Origin of the sequence: Rhodococcus sp. IEGM1428 (assembly GCF_050321865.1) — a bacterium.
Lineage (GTDB): Bacteria > Actinomycetota > Actinomycetes > Mycobacteriales > Mycobacteriaceae > Rhodococcoides.
Genome location: NZ_JBNQFW010000005.1, coordinates 59,753 through 77,559 on the forward strand (window position 1 = coordinate 59,753; position 17,807 = coordinate 77,559).

Below are 17,807 nucleotides of genomic sequence, written 5' to 3' on the forward strand. Positions count from 1 at the left end.
GCGCACCCTCCACCGTGTTCGTCGGTGGAGGGTGCGTCTGTATTCGGGTCAGACCGGCGCGCCCATCGAGTGCCGCCGGGTGGCACGTAGGTAGTCGTCGACGGTGATCAGCGGGGGACGGTCGACCGAGGACAGCGGTGCCACACTCATCGAGACCTGAGGTCCCGTGGTCGAGAAGGTGGTGAATCCGGCGCCGGAATCGCCGAGACCGAGGCGCGAGAACATCGTGGCGATGATCTGTCGACTCATGACGGCCAACTCGGAGGTCGGCCGATTTCGATGGCGGCGCGTTCCGAGTCCGATCTGCCCGATCGTGTCCGCACCCGAGCGGTGATAGGTGTCGAGCAGCAGTCCGATCTCGACGCCGTAATCGGGGGCGAAGGGCAGAGTTTCCAGCAATCGGCGAGTGGCGGCGTACTCGCCGCCCAGCGGCTGGAAGACGCCGGCCAGTTCGGGACGAAGTGCGGTCAGCAGGGGCCGCACCGTCAACTGCGTGACGCGTCCGCCACCATCCTCGTCGGTGCTGTCGCCGATCGTCAGAGGGCGACGGTAGAAGCCTTTGACCAGTTCGACACCCTCGTGCATGAGCAGCGGGCCGACGAGCGACGGCACGAAGTGCGAGCCCGGATCGACCAGATCCGAGTCGACGAACACCACGATGTCGCCCGAGGTGGCCGCTACTCCGCGCCACAGGACTTCTCCCTTTCCACCGACGACGGGTAGGGCTGGGAGCACCTCTTCCCTGGAGACGACCGTTGCCCCGGCCGCGCGCGCCCGGACAGCCGTGCGGTCGGTCGAGCCCGAATCGAGCACGACCACTTCGTCGATGAGACTTCCCAGATGGGGAGTCATCGAGGCAATCACGTCCGCGACGGTGTCCTCCTCGTCGAGGGCAGGGAGGACCACCGAGACCGTTCGGCCGCGTTTGGCCGCGATGATGTCGGCGAGCGGCCAGGGTGAACGGGCCCAGGTGGCGGCAAGAGCAGGAGTGCCCACGGTGTCGGTTCGGCTCATCGAGTTTCCTTCGTCATCGCTGGAAGTCACGGCTCAGGAGGTGGTCGGCAGTCCCATCGACGGCGCGATCACCGACCACGAGTCGTGTAGGTCTTGTTGCCAATAGGCCCACGAATGGGTTCCGTTGGGTCGGAAGTTGTAGGTGGCGGGGATGTCCAACTCCTGCAGGCGCTGCTGCATCTGGTGCGAGCACGAATCGGTGGTCGCCTCGATGACGGCTCCGACGGCAAGCTGCTGGGCGAGCTTGCCGTAGTCGCTACCGATGCCGGGTCCGCCGGGTACATCGAACGCGCCGGGCGCTCCCGTTCCGCTCGAGATGTACACCGCGACACCACGCAGGCCTTCGGCGTTGACGTACGGGTCGTTGGCAATCCAGTCGGCACTGCCTGCAGGCCCCCACATGTTCGCGGTGGATCCACCGCCGCGCGCTTCGACCACGGATCTGACGTACATCTCGCCCACCGGGTCGCTCGTACGGGCACATCCGCTGTACGAGGCCACGGATCGGTAGACGGAGGGGTGGGCGATGGCCAGTTGCAGAACGGACGTCCCGGCCATCGAGATACCGGCGACGGAATTGACGCCGTTGCTGTCGAGCAGTGCGTTCATCAACGGCGGCAGTTCGAGACCGAGAAACGTGGACCACTTGTTTCGGCCCAGCACCGGGTCGTCGTGCAACCAGTCGGTGTAGTAACTCGCAGCGCCACCCCGTGGGACCACCACGTTGACGTTCTTGTCACCGAAGAAACCGGCGATGTCGGTCTGATCGAACCAGCTGCTGCCGCCGTCTCCTCCGGCTGCACCGTTGAGCAGATAGAGGGTGGGCGCACCGGGTTCCTCCGCCCGAAAGATGTCGACGACGACGTCGCGGTCCATTGCCGCGGAATGCACGTGCACGACGTCGCGGCGTTCCCCGATGCCTTCTACTCCGACGACCGACGATGCTGTCTCGGCAGTTGCCACTGCTGCTGTGCCCGACGTGAGAACAACGACGGTCGCGAGCACACTCAGGGCCGAAACGGTCGCATCACGCAGGCGGTATCGGTCGATCATCTACCGTTCCTGACATCGTGGGGGGGGCAGCGCGGAGCCTGGTTTTCGGTCAGCGCGATGAGTGTCCGACGTTAGATCGAATGTCTGGCCTCCACCACAATCTTGACGATCCTTCAGTTCTGACACAGATATCTCGCGCATCGTTGTCGATTTTCCAAAATGCCGGGCCGTGGGGTGTTCTCCGTCTCGCTCGAATGATGCACTGGCCCCTCCGACGCACCTCACTGTGCTGCGTCGTATCTCTCCCTCCGAAAGGTTGTGTCGTGGTTGCATTCGGACTCATCGACGAGTGGAAGCCTGCTCCGGGACCACTCACCACGTGGTCGCCTACCGACGCCTCACGGGGCGCGGCCGCAGCGGCACCCGTCCATCCGGCACGTCCGTCCCACATCCAGCAGGCGTACCTCGAGGCCGCATTCCGCAACCGAGGATCGTCCTTTCGCTTCTCCAGACTGTGCCTCGTCACGTTCCGCATCGAAGGAAAGTTGGACAGCGCGGCAATGGGGCAAGCGTTCAATACGTTTGTCAAGCGCCATGATTCGTTCTCGAGCTGGTTCGAGACCACGTCGGCCGGATCGGTGCGCCACGTCGTCGACGTCGACGACATCGTGCTCGAGCCGACTTCCTACGGTGTGCCCTCGAGTGCGGCCGATATCCGACGGCACGTGCAGGACACCACCCCGGGGCCGGAGAGTTGGAACTGCTTCTCCTTCGGGACGATCGAGCACGACGACCATTTTGTGGTGTACGCGGCGGTCGATCACCTCGACACCGACGGCATTTCGCAGGCGCTGACGTACTACGAGTTGCGGCAGCTCTATCGCAACGCGGTGACGGGGGAGTCCGATGGACTGTTCACCCCGGGCAGCTACATCGAGTACTGCCGGCGCGAGCGCACCGAGAGCGATGCCACGACTCTCGAGTCCGCGGCGGTCCGGACCTGGATCGACCTGGTCACGGACAACGGTGGTGATCTTCCGACATTCCCACTTCCGCTGGGACGCAACAGTATCGACTACACCAGAACGTCGCACAATTCGTTTCCGCTGTTCGACGGCGCGAAGGCGCGGGCCGTCGACGACGCATGTGCCGGAGTGGGAGCAAAATTCATCGGAGGCATCTTCGCCGCGGCAGCCCTGGCAGAATACGAACTGGCCGGCCGAAGCAGCTACCTGGGCCTGACGCCCAAGAGCACTCGAACTCTGCCGGGCGAATTCGCCTCGATCGGTTGGTTCTCCAGCCTCGTTCCCGTGCAGTTCGAGTTGGGCACGCAGCCGACGTTTCTCACCTTGGCCGTCCTTGCTCAGCAGGCATTCGATTCCGGGAAGCTGCTGGCGAACACGTCCTACCACCGAGTTCTCGAACTGGTCGGCCCGGAACACGGAATCACCACACAACCGGGGTGGACCGCGCCGATGATCTCGTACGTCGACGTCCGAAAGCTGCCCGGTGAAGCCGAACTCGACGCGGCCGGGGCCGGGTTGTACGGCAACCGCGGTAGCTCGGAGGAAGTCTTCATGTGGGTCAACCGATTCGAAGATCACACCGGCGTGGAATTTCTGTACCCGGGAACGGACGAGGCCGATCGCTCGATCGATCTCTACTTCGCCAAGATCTCCGAGATCTTCACTGCCGTGGTCGAATCGGGCGATTACGTACCGCAGCTCCCCGATGCGAGTACGTTCGCGCACGAACTTCCGGACGTCAGCAGGGTATGACACGCCGACGCAGCGGCTCGTGGATGACGCTGTGCGCCTGTTTGCTGGCGGTGACGATGCAGATGATCGACGTCACGGCCGTGACCGTTGCGCTGCCCACGATCGCCCTGGACCTCGACGGGACAGGTGCACAGCAAGTCTGGGTACCAGCGGCGTATCTACTGGCATTTGCGTGCGCGCTCCTCACGATGGCCAGAGCAGGTGAGGTATTCGGGCGCAGAAACACGTTCGTCGTCGGCACTGCGATGTTCGCGTCGACGTCGGTGTTGTGCGCGTACGCGCCCACCATCGAACTACTGATCCTCTGTCGCGTCCTGCAGGGAATTGCGGGCGCCGCCATGTCCGCTCAGACCGTGGCCATCGTGACCGCAACCTACTCCGGGGCGCGGCGTACCACTGCGTTCGCCTTGTATGGCGGCACGGCAGGACTCGCAGGTCTGGCCGGACCGGCCGTCGGCGCGGTCCTGCTTCACCTCGATATCCTCGGAACAGGTTGGCGTGCAATATTTTTGATCAACGTTCCGATCTCGGTGGCGGCAATCGTCCTCGCCCGGCGGTATGTCTCCGCCGGCTCGGGGCACGTGCTGTCGGGTGGCCTGTTCGATCCGATCGGGGTTGCCCTGTGGTCGATCGGTGCTGTGTCGATCGTGTACCCCATCATGACCAGCGCGAGTGCGATGGCCGCGGTACCCGCATTCGGCATAGGCCTGGTTCTGTTGGCCGTCTTCGCGATGTGGGAACGGCGCCGGAGCGCGGCGGGTGCACACGTCATGGTCGACACCCGCATTTTCGTCGAGCGTGGGTTCACCTGTGGGTGCGTCGTCTCGGCGCTGGTGTACGGCACCTTCACTGCATTCGTTCTGACGATGTCGGTGACGCTGCAGACCGGACTGGGCGACAGCGCGTCGACGGTGGGAGTGATCACGATCCCCTTCGCCCTCGGGGCTGTTGTGGCGTCGCTGGCCGCGCCGATAGCATTCCACCGCTGGGACTCTCGCGTGGTGGCGGTAGGTGCGGCCACGATGGGAGCGGCGCTGTTCGTCCTCGGTGCCGCCGTGGATCACTTCGATCGGCCCGGCTTTCCGTGGCCGATGACCATCCCACTGGTTCTGGTCGGGGTCGGCCTGGGATCGGTGATCGCGCCGCTGCAGAGCACCATCGTCGCCGGTGTGAGCCCGGATGCCATCGGCTCCGCGTCGGGGATCCTGCCGACGGTCCAACAAGTCGGGTCGGCGGTGGGTACCGCGGCCGCCGGTGCCGTGTATTTCGCGATGCTTCCCGCGCTGCCGGTGGCGTCGGATCATCTGGCCTCGCAGCAGAACGTGCTGTTCGGACTGGCAGCGACGATGGCCGTGGCCACCGCTGTCGCGATGGCACTGCCACGAGGCGATCGAGCGGCCGCCGAATGTGTGCGAGAGCCGTTGACGGCACCCCAGCGGTCACCATGACCGGCAGGCCCCGAACGACAAATGCCGATCCGAAAATAGACCTGAGACTTCCCCGGTCCGACGAATGGCCCGGGCCCAATGAAAATCGAGAAGAGCTTTCATCATGCGCCGCACCCTCTTGACCCTGACGACCGCCGTCGGGCTGATGTCGATGCTGTTCGTCACTGCACCACACGCGTCGGCCGCGCCGACCGATCCGACACCGGTGCCCGGCACGCTCTATGCGGCTGCGGCGGACCTGACCGGTAAGAACAACGGTGACGTCGTGGCGAACAGGCGGTTCTCGAGTCCCCTGTACCCGGGTGCCGACATCTGGCAGATCCAGTATCGATCGTCCGACTCCCGAGGAGACGCGATCGCTGCTGTGACAACCGTTCTCGCGCCGGCGAACCGCGCACCCGGTGGGCCACTGCTGTCGTATCAGCCGTTCGTCAACGCGCTCGGGTTGCAGTGCGCGCCGTCGGAATCGTTGTTCGGGGCCGATCCGACGACCGGTGTTCAGGAGCGTGAATTTCTCAACCTGGCCCTGATGCGTGGCTGGTCGGTCGCAGTCCCGGACCACCTCGGTCCCAAAAGTGCTTATGGCGCAGCCAAGCTCGGCGGTCAGATCACTCTCGACGGAATTCGCGCCGCGCAGCGGGTTCCCGAGCTCGGACTGTCGGCCAGTCCGGTAGGAATGGCCGGGTATTCGGGTGGTGGGATGGCGACGGCGTGGGCTGCCGCGCTCGCTCCGAGCTATGCACCCGAGCTGAACATCGTCGGTGCCGCAGCCGGAGGGGTGCCTGCCGATCTGGACAACATCGCTCGCGCGTTGGGTTTCCAGCCGCATCAGGCATTCGGGCTCGCGTTTGCCGCGGCCATCGGACTCGAACGCGAGTACCCCGACCGTCTACCGATCACGGCTCAGCTCAATCCCACCGGTCTGGCGTTGAAGGATCAGGTCTCGAATGCGTGCACACCGGTGATCCTTGCTACCGGAGCCTTCAAGAGCGCGCTGGCGGTCTCGACCACGACGTCCTTGGTGGACAGCCCCGAAGCGCAGCAGATCATCGACGAAAACAGTTTGCTGAAGTATGCGGGAGTTCCCACCGCACCCACGCTGCTGTGGGGAAGCGACAACGACCCCTTGATCCCCATCGGTGCCCTGCGCGACACTGCCGCACGGTACTGCGCGAACGGGGCGACTCTGCAGTTCGACGTCGTTCACGCCCCGCAGCACATTCAGGCGGCCTTCGAGGGTCTTCCCGCTGCGCTCACATTCCTGGACAACAGGTTTCGGGGTGTCGCGCCGCCGACGAACTGCGTCCGATGAAACTGTTCTCGACCGTGGTCGGTGTCACCGCGACCGCTCTGGTCGTGGCCACCGCGCCTGCTCATGCTGCGGACCTTCCGGTGCTGGCCCCGCAATCGTTCGGCGACTTCTCGGTGCAGACTCGATATTTCGACGTCGCGGTTGGTCCTGAGCGGGATCAGCAGTGCACTGTCGTGGGCGACATCTACGTCCCCGATGGTCTGGGACCGGACAACCGGGCTCCGGCCATTTTGACCAGCAACGGTTTCGGCGGATCCAAGGACGACCAAGCGGGTGCCGCAGCGAGATTCGCGACCCACGGCTACGTGGTTCTGTCGTACTCCGCCCTGGGTTTCGGTGGCTCGACGTGCAAGATCTATTTCGCCGATCCCGACTACGACGGCATGGCTGCCTCGGACCTCATCGGCTACCTTGCCGGTGACAGCGAAGGCGTGTTCACCGACGCCGCTCTCTCTGTCGAAGCCCCCGTTCTGGACGTCGTTCGCCTCGATGCTCCGCAGGATCCCCGCGTCGGCTATCTCGGTGGTTCCTATGCCGGTGCAACGGGATTGGCGGCAGCATCGGTGGATTCGCGACTGGATACCGTCGCGTCGATGATCACGTGGAACGATCTGGCTCGCTCGCTGGCACCGGATGGAGCCGGGCGCAGGTCGGTCGGCCCGGTCAAGAGCGTGTTCGGTTCGGCATTTCTGGCGGCCGGCGCCGTCCTGACCGGTCCCGGAGGGTATGCAGCCGATCCAGACCGGGCACAGGGATGCCCGAACTATGCCCAGTGGGTCTGCGACGCCGCGTCCGCCTTCTCTGCCAATCGCGAACCGGACCCGGGAACTCTGGCGGCGATGCGTCACGTCTCGCCCGTGGACTATCTCGATCGAGTCGATGTCCCGGTTCTGCTCACGCAGGGCCAGAAGGATTCACTGTTCAGTCTCGACGAGGCAGCAGCCACGTTCGATACTCTGCGGGCGCGCGGAGTGGAAACGTCCATGGTCTGGCACTCGTGGGGACACAACGATCGGAAGGGCTATCCGGGGGAGTTCGACATCAAAGCCCCCGATCCGTTCAATCAGCACGAAGCGGCACTGGTGGGCAATTGGCTCGACCGACACCTCAAGGACAAGGACGTCGACCCGGGGCCGGCATTCACCTACTTCCGAGACTGGGTGCCCTACAACGGCGTCGCGTCGCCGGCTTACGAAGAGTCGCAGACGTTCCCCGTCGGCACCAGGCGCACGTTCCAGTTGGCCGACGGCACTCTGTCCCAGGGCGACGTCCCGAGTGGTGCGTGGACACAGACGATTCGGGATGCAGGCAGTCCGATGCACACCACTCTCGGCCTTCCGAACATTGCCGCGGAACTGCCCGTTCCTCGCGTCTCGCTACCCGGTTCTTCCGCCACCTGGACAACCGCGCCGCTGGCCGAACCCGTCGACGTCGTCGGCGCACCGGAGCTGTCCATCAGTCCCACGGTGTCCGGGCCTGCGACGGTCTTCGTCACCGTGCTCGACGTCGCACCGAACGGTGTGCGGAGTCCGATTCACGGGCTCGTCGCACCCGCCGTCCTCACCGGATCCGCGGACCCGGTGACGATCTCGCTGCCCAGCATCGTCCATCGATTCGACCGTGGCCACCGCATCGGAGTCGACATCACCGCTTCCGATCCGTCCTTCGCCGGTGGACCCGGCCCGGCGGACGTCACCTTCTCCTCGACGGATCCGACCAACCAGTTCTCTTTACCTACAGTGCCGTGACACTTCGATTTGCTTACTCCGAAAGGCTCACCGTGATCCGAAAATTCTTTGCCCTGGGGACCATTCTGGTGGCACTCTGCGCGTCCCTGTTCGCAATGGGCGCAACAGCTTCGGCTGCCCCAGCGCCGACTGCCCCCGATCCGGACGTCTTCTACGCGGCACCGGCCGACATCGCCGATCACGCGCCGGGTGACATCCTCGCCAGCCGTCGGGCCGACGCATGGATGTACCCGAACACCGACATCTGGCAACTCAAGTACCGGTCGACCAACTCCGCCGGTGCTCCCGTTGCCGCGGTGACGACTGTGCTGATGCCGCGCGGTAAAGGCGCGGGGACGCCGCTGGTGTCCTACCAGGCAGTCATCAATGCCCTGGGTGTGAAATGTGCACCCTCGCACGGCCTCTTCACGTACGAGATCGGTGAAGCTCCGAGCCTGTACGTCGGAATGGTCGCCCGCGGGTGGGCGGTTGCGGTACCGGATTACCTCGGACCGACCGGTGCCTACGGCGCTGCCGAGTACGAAGGTCGGTTGACGCTCGACGGTGTTCGGGCGGTCCAGAACTTCGAGCAGTTGCCGCTGAAGGACAGCCCCGTCGCTCTGCTCGGTTACTCCGGCGGCGCACTGGCGACATCGTGGGCCGGTGCGATGGCACCGACTTACGCCCCCGAGCTGAACATCGTGGCCAGCGTGCACGGCGGAACGCCTGCCGACCTCGGATTGATCGCAAAGAACCTGGGCTACAGCGCGATTCCACACCCGGCCTTCGGAATGGCGCTCGCGGCATCGCTTGGACTCGAACGTGAATACCCCACCGAGTTCCCCGTCTCGGAAAACCTCAATGCGGCCGGCCTGGCGTTGCGGGATCGTGTCAGCAACGAATGCCGCCGCCCGATCATCATCGGCGGAGCGTTCAAGAGCGCGAGAGATCTGTCGAACGTCGACATCGCGTCGCTGCCCTCAGCGCAGGCAGTACTGAAGAAGAACAGCCTGGTCGACTACGAAGGCGTGCCTACGGCCCCGGTGTACATCTGGCACGGCATCAACGATTTTATCACCCCGTTCGCGCCGGTGAAGGAAACCGTCGATCGCTACTGCGCAGCCGGTGCCACCGTTCAGTTCCGGGCGTACCCATTTGCGGAGCACTTCAGCGGATCGCTCGTCGGACTGCCCGAGGCCTACGCCTACGTGGACTCACGATTCCGAGGTGAGCCGGCACCGTCGAACTGCGGCTGATCTTGCCTCGGTAGTGACCTCACACCTTTTTTGACGACTGCGCGCCCTTGCTCTGAAGTGAGCGGGGGCGCGCAGTCGTCAGTAGGGGTGTGAGGTCGTTGTGGTCGGTGGAACCGACGCGATGTTCGGTGCGTCGAACAGATGTGAGGACAACTCGGTGGACGGTGGCGGGTGTGACCGCGGTGATGGTTCTGGTCGCCGGATGTGGCGACTCGACGTCGGGAGCGCCGGTGGCGGATTCGCCGACCTCGACGTCGGAAGCACCGAGCGCAGCCGAGCCGTGGGATCCGTGCAGCATCCCGAACAATGCCATCGAGGCCGCGGGATTGGATGTGGGAAGTAAAAGCACGAACCTGTTCGGGGATGCGCCGCTGTCCAACGACTGGAAGACGTGTATCTGGACGGACCCTGACCCTGGGTCGTGGTACTTCCTGGGCGTATTTTCCTCGGCTCACAACCTCGGGTATGTAGAAGCGAACGACCAGTTCGGCAGCTTCACTGTTGCTGACGAAGACGGTTTCGTGCAATTTCGACGTACCGCGAAGTACGACGAGGTCAGTTGCGGCATCGCTTACGAAGTTACCGGGGGAATCGTGTACTTCATTCTCGACGGAAGGGCTGGGCGCGAGCCGATGGGTGATCCGTGTTCGGAAATCGGTCGGGTCACGAAATCGTTGCAGACCAGCCTGCCTGCGCGGGCACGGTAGACAGAAAGGCTGAGGTTCGATGGCTTCTGGAAACGGCAATCTGTTCGAGTCGATGCAGTATTGGCGGGACCTCTCGGAGCGTGCTGAGGCAGGGCTGATGGAAATTCCTGCGGGCGTTGCATCTCGGTGCGACCAGGTCTGCGCGGACTACATCGACCACCTGGCAGGAATGCTGGGAAAAACGAAATTTCTTGTCGATCTAAACGCATATGGCACCCTTCCGTCGGCTCGATTGCTGGGTGCGAAGTTCAAGCGACTGGCCGATGGCGAAGAAGGCTCGGCGGCTTCTGTAATCAGGCAGCACATCGAGGTCATCGAATTGATGCGATCGGTGTTCCGCCGCTATTTCGTCGACACCGAAGCGGTCGATCAGAGTGTGGGAGCTCGGATCGGCGGTATCGGAGCAGCACTGGGGGAGTAGATCCGCAACCTCACACCCTTTCTCTCGACCTCACACCCCCGTTATGCGCTGAATCCCGGCGCGCGGTCGGCAAAAAGGGTGTGAGGTCCCGAAAATGGTCGCGCCATACCGTCGAACATGCCCGAAATGTCCGTAAAGACAACCGCAGCAACACAATCGAGACAACATTCGCGAATCGGATGACTTAGTCTGCGAGCGTGAATCTCTCCACTGCACGTCTGGTGCCGATGCGACCGCGTGATCCCCAGGAGCCACACCGGACCGCGAGTCCACTCGAATTGTTCTTCGACCTCGTGTTCGTGGTGGCCGTGAGTATCGCGGCAGTGCAGCTCCATCATGCGCTCACCGAGAACCACCTTGCCGACGGTCTTCTCAGCTATGCGCTCGTGTTCTTCGCGATCTGGTGGGCGTGGATGAACTTCACCTGGTTCGCCACGTCGTTCGACACCGACGACTGGCTCTATCGCGCGTTGACCGTCGTGCAGATGGCCGGAGTCCTGGTGCTCGCCGCGGGGATCGAACCGGCGTTCGTGGACAAGGATTTCGCGATCGTGGTACTCGGCTACGTCGTGATGCGCGTGGCCATGGTGACGCAGTGGGTTCGAGCATCTCGGTCGAGTGAGTACAAGAAGACCGCACTGTCGTACGCGATAGGCATTGCGGGAGTGCAGGTTCTGTGGATTCTGTGGATGGTGCTGCTCGACGGCACGGCCGCTGTCATCATGTTCTTCGTGCTGGCGGCTGCCGAGATGTCGGTTCCGGTGATCGCCGAACGCAGCGGCTCGACGCCGTGGCATCCGCATCACATCACCGAGCGCTACGGGCTGTTCACGCTGATACTCCTCGGCGAAAGTCTGCTCGCATCGGCCAACGCCATCATCGAAGCGCTGCACGACGAGACGGCCCTGGCACCGTTGATCTCGATTTCCGTCCTCACACTCGTCGTCACCGCAAGCCTGTGGTGGATCTACTTCTGGCCGCCGCATCACCGGGCAATCGGAAAGTTCGGCAACTCGCTGATCTACGGCTACGCGCACTACTTCATCTTTGCGGCCGCCGGCGCGTTCTCGGCCGGCATCGAGGTCGAGATCGATGTGCTCACCGAACACAGCAAGCTCGGCGACGTTGCCGCGTCGTTCACCGTCACGGTGCCGATTGCGATATTCGTCCTCGGAGTGTGGCTGATCGCCATCCGAGCCCACGCGGACCGCGTCGTCAACATCGCAGTTCCGGTGGGCGCCCTGCTCGTGTTGTTCGACCCGATCATTCCCATCCCGATCACCCTCACCGCCGCGGTCATGATCGTCGTGGTCGGCGTGCTCGTCGCACGCGGGCCACGACCCCCAGCGTTAGGTCGTTCCGCAGGCTCCACTCCCCAGCGTCCCGCATGAGAAACTGACCACATGAGTATCGGAACCCTGATTCTGCTCCGTCACGGCGAGAGCGAATGGAACGCGTCCAATCAGTTCACCGGTTGGGTCGACGTGCGACTGACCGAGAAGGGTGAGGCCGAGGGCAAGCGTGCCGGTCAGCTCCTCGCGGAGGCAGGCGTCCTACCGGACCTGCTGTACACCTCGCTGCTGCGTCGCGCGATCAGCACCGCCAACCTTGCACTCGACGCCGCCGACCGCCACTGGATTCCCGTCGTGCGCGATTGGCGTCTCAACGAGCGGCACTACGGCGCGCTGCAGGGCTTGAACAAGGCCGAGACCAAGGACAAGTACGGCAACGAGCAGTTCATGCTGTGGCGTCGTAGCTACGACACCCCGCCGCCCGCCATCGAGGTCGGCAGCGAGTTCAGCCAGGATGCCGATCCCCGCTACGCCGATCTGGACAGCGTTCCGCTGACCGAATGCCTCGCAGATGTGGTCGAGCGGCTGATCCCGTACTTCGAGGAGACGATCGTCGCCGACCTGAAGGCAGGCAAGACCGTGCTCGTCGCCGCGCACGGCAACTCGCTGCGCGCGCTCGTGAAGTACCTCGACGAGATCTCCGACGCGGACATCGCCGAGCTGAACATTCCCACCGGCATCCCATTGCAGTACGACCTCACCGAGGTCGACGGCAAATTGAAGCCCACCAATCCGGGTGGCACCTACCTCGATCCGGAAGCAGCGGCCGCGGGAGCTGCTGCCGTGGCAAATCAGGGCGGTAAGTAACTCCACCGCGCACAAACCGGCAGTTTGTCGAAACTGCAGGTGAACGAACGAAGAACACTGCCGACGAGGACTATGACGACCAGGGAAATGCCTGCACCCTGCGTATGTGAGCTGTCCATCGAACGTACGATTCCGGTGTGAGTGTTGCATCGGCCGTACTACTGGCAATCGCCGCGGCCTTCGTGGGATACCTCGTCGGCGGTGTTCTCATCCCGTATCTCAACACTCGACACTCGGAGCGTCGCCGCGCCACGTCCGGTTTGACGATGTCGCAGGTACTGGACCTGATCGTGCTCGCGTCGGAGAGCGGCATCGCCGTCGTCGATCAGTTTCACGACGTCGTGCTCTCGAATCCACGGGCCGAGGAGCTCGGTTTGGTGCGTAACCGTTCGATCGACGAGCGCGCCTGGGCTGCGGCGACGAAAGTGCTGTCCGACGGCCATCCCGTCGAAGTCGATCTCAGCTCCAAGGCTCCGCGACCGGGCCGCGACAAGATCGCCGTCCGATGCGTCGCGCGCCTGCTCAGCAAGGAAGATCGACGTTTTGTGGTGCTCTTCGCCGACGACGATTCCGAGCAGGTGCGGATGGAAGCGACGCGTCGCGACTTCGTGGCCAACGTCAGTCACGAACTCAAGACGCCCGTCGGTGCGATGAGCCTGCTGGCCGAGGCGCTGCTCGAGTCCGCGGACGATCCGGATTCCGTTCGGCATTTCGGCGGCAAGGTCGTCGCCGAATCCAAACGCCTGGGCAACATGGTGACCGAGCTGATCGCGCTCTCGCGATTGCAAGGGGCCGAGAAGCTACCCGACCTCGAGGTCGTCGACGTCGACACCGTCGTCAACGAGGCGATGGATCGCTCCAAGCTCGCCGCCGAGAACGCCGGCATTTCCGTCACCACCGATCACCCGAGCGGACTCGAAGTGCTCGGCGACCAAGCTCTACTGGTGACGGCGCTCGCCAACCTCATCCAGAACGCGATCGCGTACTCGTCCAACGGATCGCCCGTCTCGGTCAGCCGGGCCCTGCGCGGCTCGCAGGTCGCGTTCGCCGTCACCGACCGCGGCATCGGCATCGCCAAGGCCGACCAGGAACGCGTCTTCGAACGATTCTTCCGCGTCGACAAAGCTCGGTCGCGGGCCACCGGCGGCACAGGCCTCGGCCTGGCCATCGCCAAACACGTCGCAGCCAACCACAACGGCAGCATCTCGCTGTGGAGCAAGCTGGGCACCGGATCCACCTTCACCCTCCAGATCCCCGCGTACTTCGAAGAAGAAGACGACGCTGCGGTTACAGAAAGAGAGAATCAGTGACCAACGTTCTGATCGTGGAAGACGAAGAGTCGTTGGCCGATCCACTGGCCTTCCTGCTCCGCAAGGAAGGGTTCGAGGCCACCGTCGTGGGCGACGGACCGTCGGCTCTGGCCGAGTTCGATCGCGCCGGAGCGGACATCGTGCTGCTCGATCTCATGCTCCCCGGGATGAGCGGCACCGACGTGTGCAAGCAATTACGTTCGCGCTCAGGTGTTCCCGTCATCATGGTGACCGCACGCGACAGCGAGATCGACAAGGTGGTCGGCCTCGAACTGGGAGCAGACGACTACGTCACCAAGCCCTATTCGGCACGCGAGCTCATCGCCCGCATCCGCGCGGTACTGCGTCGAGGCTCCGACGCCGAGGTCGACGGCGGAGTCGACACCGGAGTGCTCGAGGCCGGCCCGGTGCGAATGGACGTCGAACGCCATGTCGTGATGGTGGGATCCGAGCAGATCACGTTGCCGCTCAAGGAATTCGACCTGCTCGAGTACCTGCTGCGCAACTCCGGCCGAGTGCTCACCCGCGGACAGTTGATCGACCGAGTGTGGGGAGCGGACTACGTGGGCGACACCAAGACCCTGGACGTGCACGTGAAGCGACTGCGCTCCAAGATCGAGGCCGACCCGGCCAAGCCGGAACACCTCGTCACCGTGCGCGGGCTGGGTTACAAGCTCGAGGGATAGAGCCTGCGGCATGTGCACAGAAACTCGTAGTGGGCTACGAGGTTCCGCGCACATGCGGCGCAGCGGCTCTATCGACGCTGAGCCTCACGAGTGGCCGGATGCACCGCGATCAGACCCAGACCACGGCGACGCTTGCACAGTGACGCCAGTTCGTCGTATGCGGCTTTGCCGAGCAGCTCGGTCAATTCGGGCTTGTAGGACTCGAACACCTGCTTCGCGCCGACGTGGGCGTCGGGTGAGCCGGAGCAGTACCAGTGCAGATCGAGACCGCCTTCGCCCCAGCCGCGTCGGTCGTATTCGCCGATGGTGGTCTTGAGAATCTCCGAGCCGTCCGGCCGCGTCACCCAGTCCTGGGTGCGCCGGATCGGCAGCTGCCAGCACACATCGGGCTTGACCTCGAGCGGCTCGATGCCCTTGCGCAGCGCCATCGAGTGCAGCGCGCACCCGATGCCGCCCTCGAAGCCGGGACGGTTCTGGAAGATGCACGCACCCTTGTAGCGGCGCGTACGCAGCGACTGTTCGTCGTCGAGATCGTCGTATTCGACGTATCCCTTCTTGCCCAGACCTTTGTCCATGAGCTGCCAGTCCTGCGGGGTGAGCAACTTCACCGACTCGTCGAGCTTGCGCTTGTCGTCCTCGTCGGACAGGAATGCGCCGTGCGAACAGCACCCGTCGTCGGGCCTGCCCTCGACGGTTCCCTGGCATGCCGGAGTGCCGAAGACGCAGGTCCAGTTGGACAGGAGCCACGTCAGATCGGCGGCGATGAGGTGTTCCGAATTGTCTGGATCTGGGAATTCGACCCACTCTCGTGGGAAATCCATCTCGACCTCTGCAGCGAACGGTGGCTGCTCACGACCTGCTGTCACAAAGGACGACGCTAGACCCAGTACCGTGGACCTGTGCGATTAGGGGTGCTCGACGTCGGTAGCAACACGGTGCATCTACTTGTCGTGGACGCCCACCGCGGCGCTCACCCCACCCCGATGAGCTCGAGCAAGGCAACGCTGCGCCTCTCCGAGAACACCGATGCGCACGGAAACATCACCCCTGCGGGCGCGGATCGCCTCGTGAACGAGGTTCGTGAGTTCGCAGCCATCGCGGAACGTTCGGGTTGCAGTGAACTGATGGCATTTGCCACTTCCGCAGTGCGTGACGCCTACAACTCGGAGGACGTGCTCGCTCGAGTACTCACCGAAACCGGAGTTTCCCTGCAGACATTGTCCGGCGTCGACGAGGCGCGACTGACATTTCTCGCGGTTCGACGCTGGTACGGCTGGAGCGCCGGGCGCATCCTCGGACTCGACATCGGCGGCGGATCGCTCGAACTGGCCAGCGGAAGCGACGAGAATCCGGACGTCGCATTCTCTCTGCAACTCGGTGCCGGTCGCCTCACCCGCGATTGGCTCGACGAGGATCCACCGGGCAAGCGTCGTATCGCGGTTCTCCGGGATTGGCTGGATGCGGAATTGGCGACCCCCGCCAAGGAGTTGCTCGCGGCCGGCGACGCCGACCGGGCCGTGGGAACGTCGAAGACATTCCGTTCGTTGGCTCGCTTGACCGGTGCCGCGCCCTCCGCGGCCGGTCCCAGAGTGACGCGGACGCTCACTGCGAGCGGCTTGAGGCAACTCATAGCCTTCATATCGCGGATGACGGCCGCCGACCGTGCAGAATTGGAAGGCGTCAGCGCCGACAGGTCGCCACAACTGGTGGCCGGGGCATTGGTAGCGGAGGCGAGCATGCGGGCATTGTCGGTGGAGTCACTCGAGATCTGCCCGTGGGCGCTGAGGGAAGGTTTGATTTTGAGGAAGCTGGACACCGAAACCGACGGCGATCTGGTGGGGAGTTCGAGATGAGCGAGAACAATCCAGAAGACACCGGGCAGATCTCGGTTGCCGAGCTGTTGGCCCGAAACGGCCAGCAGACGAACCTGAGCACCGGTGGACGCCGTCGCCGAGGCGTCAAGGGCGGCATCTCCGTCGCCGAGCTCACCGGTGAAATCCCGGTCGTCCGGGACGAGCCGGGCAGCCGTAGCGCCCCGGTGGTCGACGCGCCTGCCCCGCCTCCGGCGGACCGTGACACGCCGGCCCCCGCTCGAGTCGAGGCCGACGACGACCGCGTGACGCCCGACGACGCGCCCGCATTCCTGTCCTCGCAGCCACAACCGGCCCGACCGCAGAGCGCACGCCCGACCGCGTTCCAACCGGTGGCCAGGCGCGAGAAGCAGCAGCCCGAGCCAGAACTGCTGTCCGGCTCCACCACGGTGGCCGGTGACCTGCTCAATCGGTCGCACGACGACACCGAGCGCGGTCATCGTCCGGCTGCGCCGACGACGCCACCGGAGCGTCAGCCGTACGGATCCACCGCGGCCGAACAGGGGCGGAACCGCAAGCCCGCAGGATTCACCGCGCCGCGCCAGGTCGAGGTGGCCGAGCCGAACACCGACGTCACTCCGCGAGCAGCGGTGATCGACGTCGACGACGTCGCGAAGACGGCGGTGTCTGCGCGCATTGCGCGTACAGACGACACGGAATCCACCGCGACGGGCAAGGTCGCGTCGACCGAGGCACCTGCGACATCCGTTCCCACCCAGGCCGTCGATCTCGTCGAGCCGGATGCAGAGCGCGACGCCGAGGACAACACTGCAGCGGCACCGGAGACCGAGACCGACGCGAGCCCCGCTACCCGATCCGGCCGCCGTGCTTCGGCCGCCAAGGGCAAGGGCGGTGCCGTTCGGCAGTGGCTCGTGCTCCTCGGTCAGGCAGTGGTGGCCATCGTCGTCGGCGCATTGCTGTTCAAGGGCTTCGAGCAACTGTGGGACGTGTTGCCATGGGTCGCCCTGGTGCTGTCGGTGCTGGTGATCGTCGGTCTCGTGGCGGTGGTGAGAATTCTGCGGCGCACCGATGATCTGATATCGATCGTCATCGCGATCGCAGTGGGTGTGTTCGTGACGCTCGGTCCGCTCGCCTTCCAGCTCAGTACCGGCTGAGCTGGAACCG

At 64.3% G+C, this 17,807-nt stretch carries 16 protein-coding genes; 13 read left to right on the top strand and 3 right to left on the bottom strand.

Going from position 1 to position 17,807, the window contains the following annotated elements; translation table 11 throughout:
* Nucleotides 1-48 precede the first annotated feature (48 nt).
* Both ACQR3T_RS21385 and ACQR3T_RS21390 read right to left on the bottom strand, forming a co-directional pair.
* On the bottom strand, nt 49-1,014 hold the full coding sequence (locus ACQR3T_RS21385) for a glucosyl-3-phosphoglycerate synthase (protein ID WP_428694765.1): 966 nt from the start codon (nt 1,012-1,014) through the stop codon (nt 49-51).
* Between the two features lie 33 nt (nt 1,015-1,047).
* The gene (locus tag ACQR3T_RS21390; protein WP_428694766.1) at nt 1,048-2,067 is read right to left on the bottom strand and encodes an alpha/beta hydrolase; all 1,020 of its coding nucleotides are present in this window, start codon (nt 2,065-2,067) and stop codon (nt 1,048-1,050) included.
* Between the two features lie 263 nt (nt 2,068-2,330).
* On the opposite strand from ACQR3T_RS21390, the gene ACQR3T_RS21395 reads away from it, so the two are divergent.
* From ACQR3T_RS21395 to ACQR3T_RS21445, 11 genes are all read left to right on the top strand, one after another.
* The gene (locus ACQR3T_RS21395; protein ID WP_428694767.1) at nt 2,331-3,785 is read left to right on the top strand and encodes a condensation domain-containing protein; all 1,455 of its coding nucleotides are present in this window, start codon (nt 2,331-2,333) and stop codon (nt 3,783-3,785) included.
* Nucleotides 3,782-5,233 carry an MFS transporter gene (locus ACQR3T_RS21400; protein WP_428694768.1) on the top strand — a complete coding sequence of 484 codons (1,452 nt, stop codon included), beginning with the start codon at nt 3,782-3,784 and terminating at the stop codon, nt 5,231-5,233. Before ACQR3T_RS21395 ends, ACQR3T_RS21400 begins: the two co-directional genes overlap by 4 nt.
* A gap of 103 nt (nt 5,234-5,336) precedes the next feature.
* On the top strand, nt 5,337-6,545 hold the full coding sequence (locus ACQR3T_RS21405) for a lipase family protein (RefSeq protein ID WP_428694769.1): 1,209 nt from the start codon (nt 5,337-5,339) through the stop codon (nt 6,543-6,545).
* Complete coding sequence (locus ACQR3T_RS21410) at nt 6,542-8,293, top strand: CocE/NonD family hydrolase (protein WP_428694770.1); 1,752 nt, start codon at nt 6,542-6,544, stop codon at nt 8,291-8,293. Before ACQR3T_RS21405 ends, ACQR3T_RS21410 begins: the two co-directional genes overlap by 4 nt.
* A gap of 95 nt (nt 8,294-8,388) precedes the next feature.
* Nucleotides 8,389-9,528 carry a lipase family protein gene (locus ACQR3T_RS21415; RefSeq protein WP_428694963.1) on the top strand — a complete coding sequence of 380 codons (1,140 nt, stop codon included), beginning with the start codon at nt 8,389-8,391 and terminating at the stop codon, nt 9,526-9,528.
* Nucleotides 9,529-9,701: 173 nt separating this feature from the next.
* Nucleotides 9,702-10,235 (top strand): DUF3558 domain-containing protein, encoded by a 534-nt coding sequence (locus ACQR3T_RS21420; protein ID WP_428694771.1) that lies wholly within the window; start codon nt 9,702-9,704, stop codon nt 10,233-10,235.
* A 19-nt stretch (nt 10,236-10,254) separates the two neighbouring features.
* Nucleotides 10,255-10,656 (top strand): hypothetical protein, encoded by a 402-nt coding sequence (locus ACQR3T_RS21425; protein WP_428694772.1) that lies wholly within the window; start codon nt 10,255-10,257, stop codon nt 10,654-10,656.
* Between the two features lie 227 nt (nt 10,657-10,883).
* Entirely contained in the window at nt 10,884-12,047 is a 1,164-nt protein-coding gene (locus tag ACQR3T_RS21430) for a low temperature requirement protein A (RefSeq protein WP_428694964.1), read from the top strand.
* Between the two features lie 12 nt (nt 12,048-12,059).
* Nucleotides 12,060-12,815 carry a phosphoglyceromutase gene (locus ACQR3T_RS21435; protein ID WP_032380367.1) on the top strand — a complete coding sequence of 252 codons (756 nt, stop codon included), beginning with the start codon at nt 12,060-12,062 and terminating at the stop codon, nt 12,813-12,815.
* Nucleotides 12,816-12,952: 137 nt separating this feature from the next.
* Complete coding sequence (locus ACQR3T_RS21440) at nt 12,953-14,125, top strand: sensor histidine kinase (protein WP_032380368.1); 1,173 nt, start codon at nt 12,953-12,955, stop codon at nt 14,123-14,125.
* Nucleotides 14,122-14,811, top strand: a complete 690-nt coding sequence (locus tag ACQR3T_RS21445) for a response regulator transcription factor (protein WP_032380369.1) — start codon at nt 14,122-14,124, stop codon at nt 14,809-14,811. The genes ACQR3T_RS21440 and ACQR3T_RS21445 overlap by 4 nt, the downstream gene beginning before the upstream one ends.
* Before the next feature lie 68 nt (nt 14,812-14,879).
* Here the strand turns inward: ACQR3T_RS21445 and ACQR3T_RS21450 are convergent, their stop codons facing one another.
* Nucleotides 14,880-15,632 (bottom strand): hypothetical protein, encoded by a 753-nt coding sequence (locus ACQR3T_RS21450; protein ID WP_052064905.1) that lies wholly within the window; start codon nt 15,630-15,632, stop codon nt 14,880-14,882.
* A gap of 78 nt (nt 15,633-15,710) precedes the next feature.
* Here ACQR3T_RS21450 and ACQR3T_RS21455 point away from each other — a divergent pair, with 78 nt between their 5' ends.
* Both ACQR3T_RS21455 and ACQR3T_RS21460 read left to right on the top strand, forming a co-directional pair.
* A complete protein-coding gene (locus tag ACQR3T_RS21455; protein WP_032380371.1) occupies nt 15,711-16,664 on the top strand; it encodes a Ppx/GppA phosphatase family protein in 954 nt (317 codons plus the stop codon).
* Nucleotides 16,661-17,797 (top strand): hypothetical protein, encoded by a 1,137-nt coding sequence (locus tag ACQR3T_RS21460; RefSeq protein ID WP_428694773.1) that lies wholly within the window; start codon nt 16,661-16,663, stop codon nt 17,795-17,797. The genes ACQR3T_RS21455 and ACQR3T_RS21460 overlap by 4 nt, the downstream gene beginning before the upstream one ends.
* Nucleotides 17,798-17,807 lie beyond the last annotated feature (10 nt).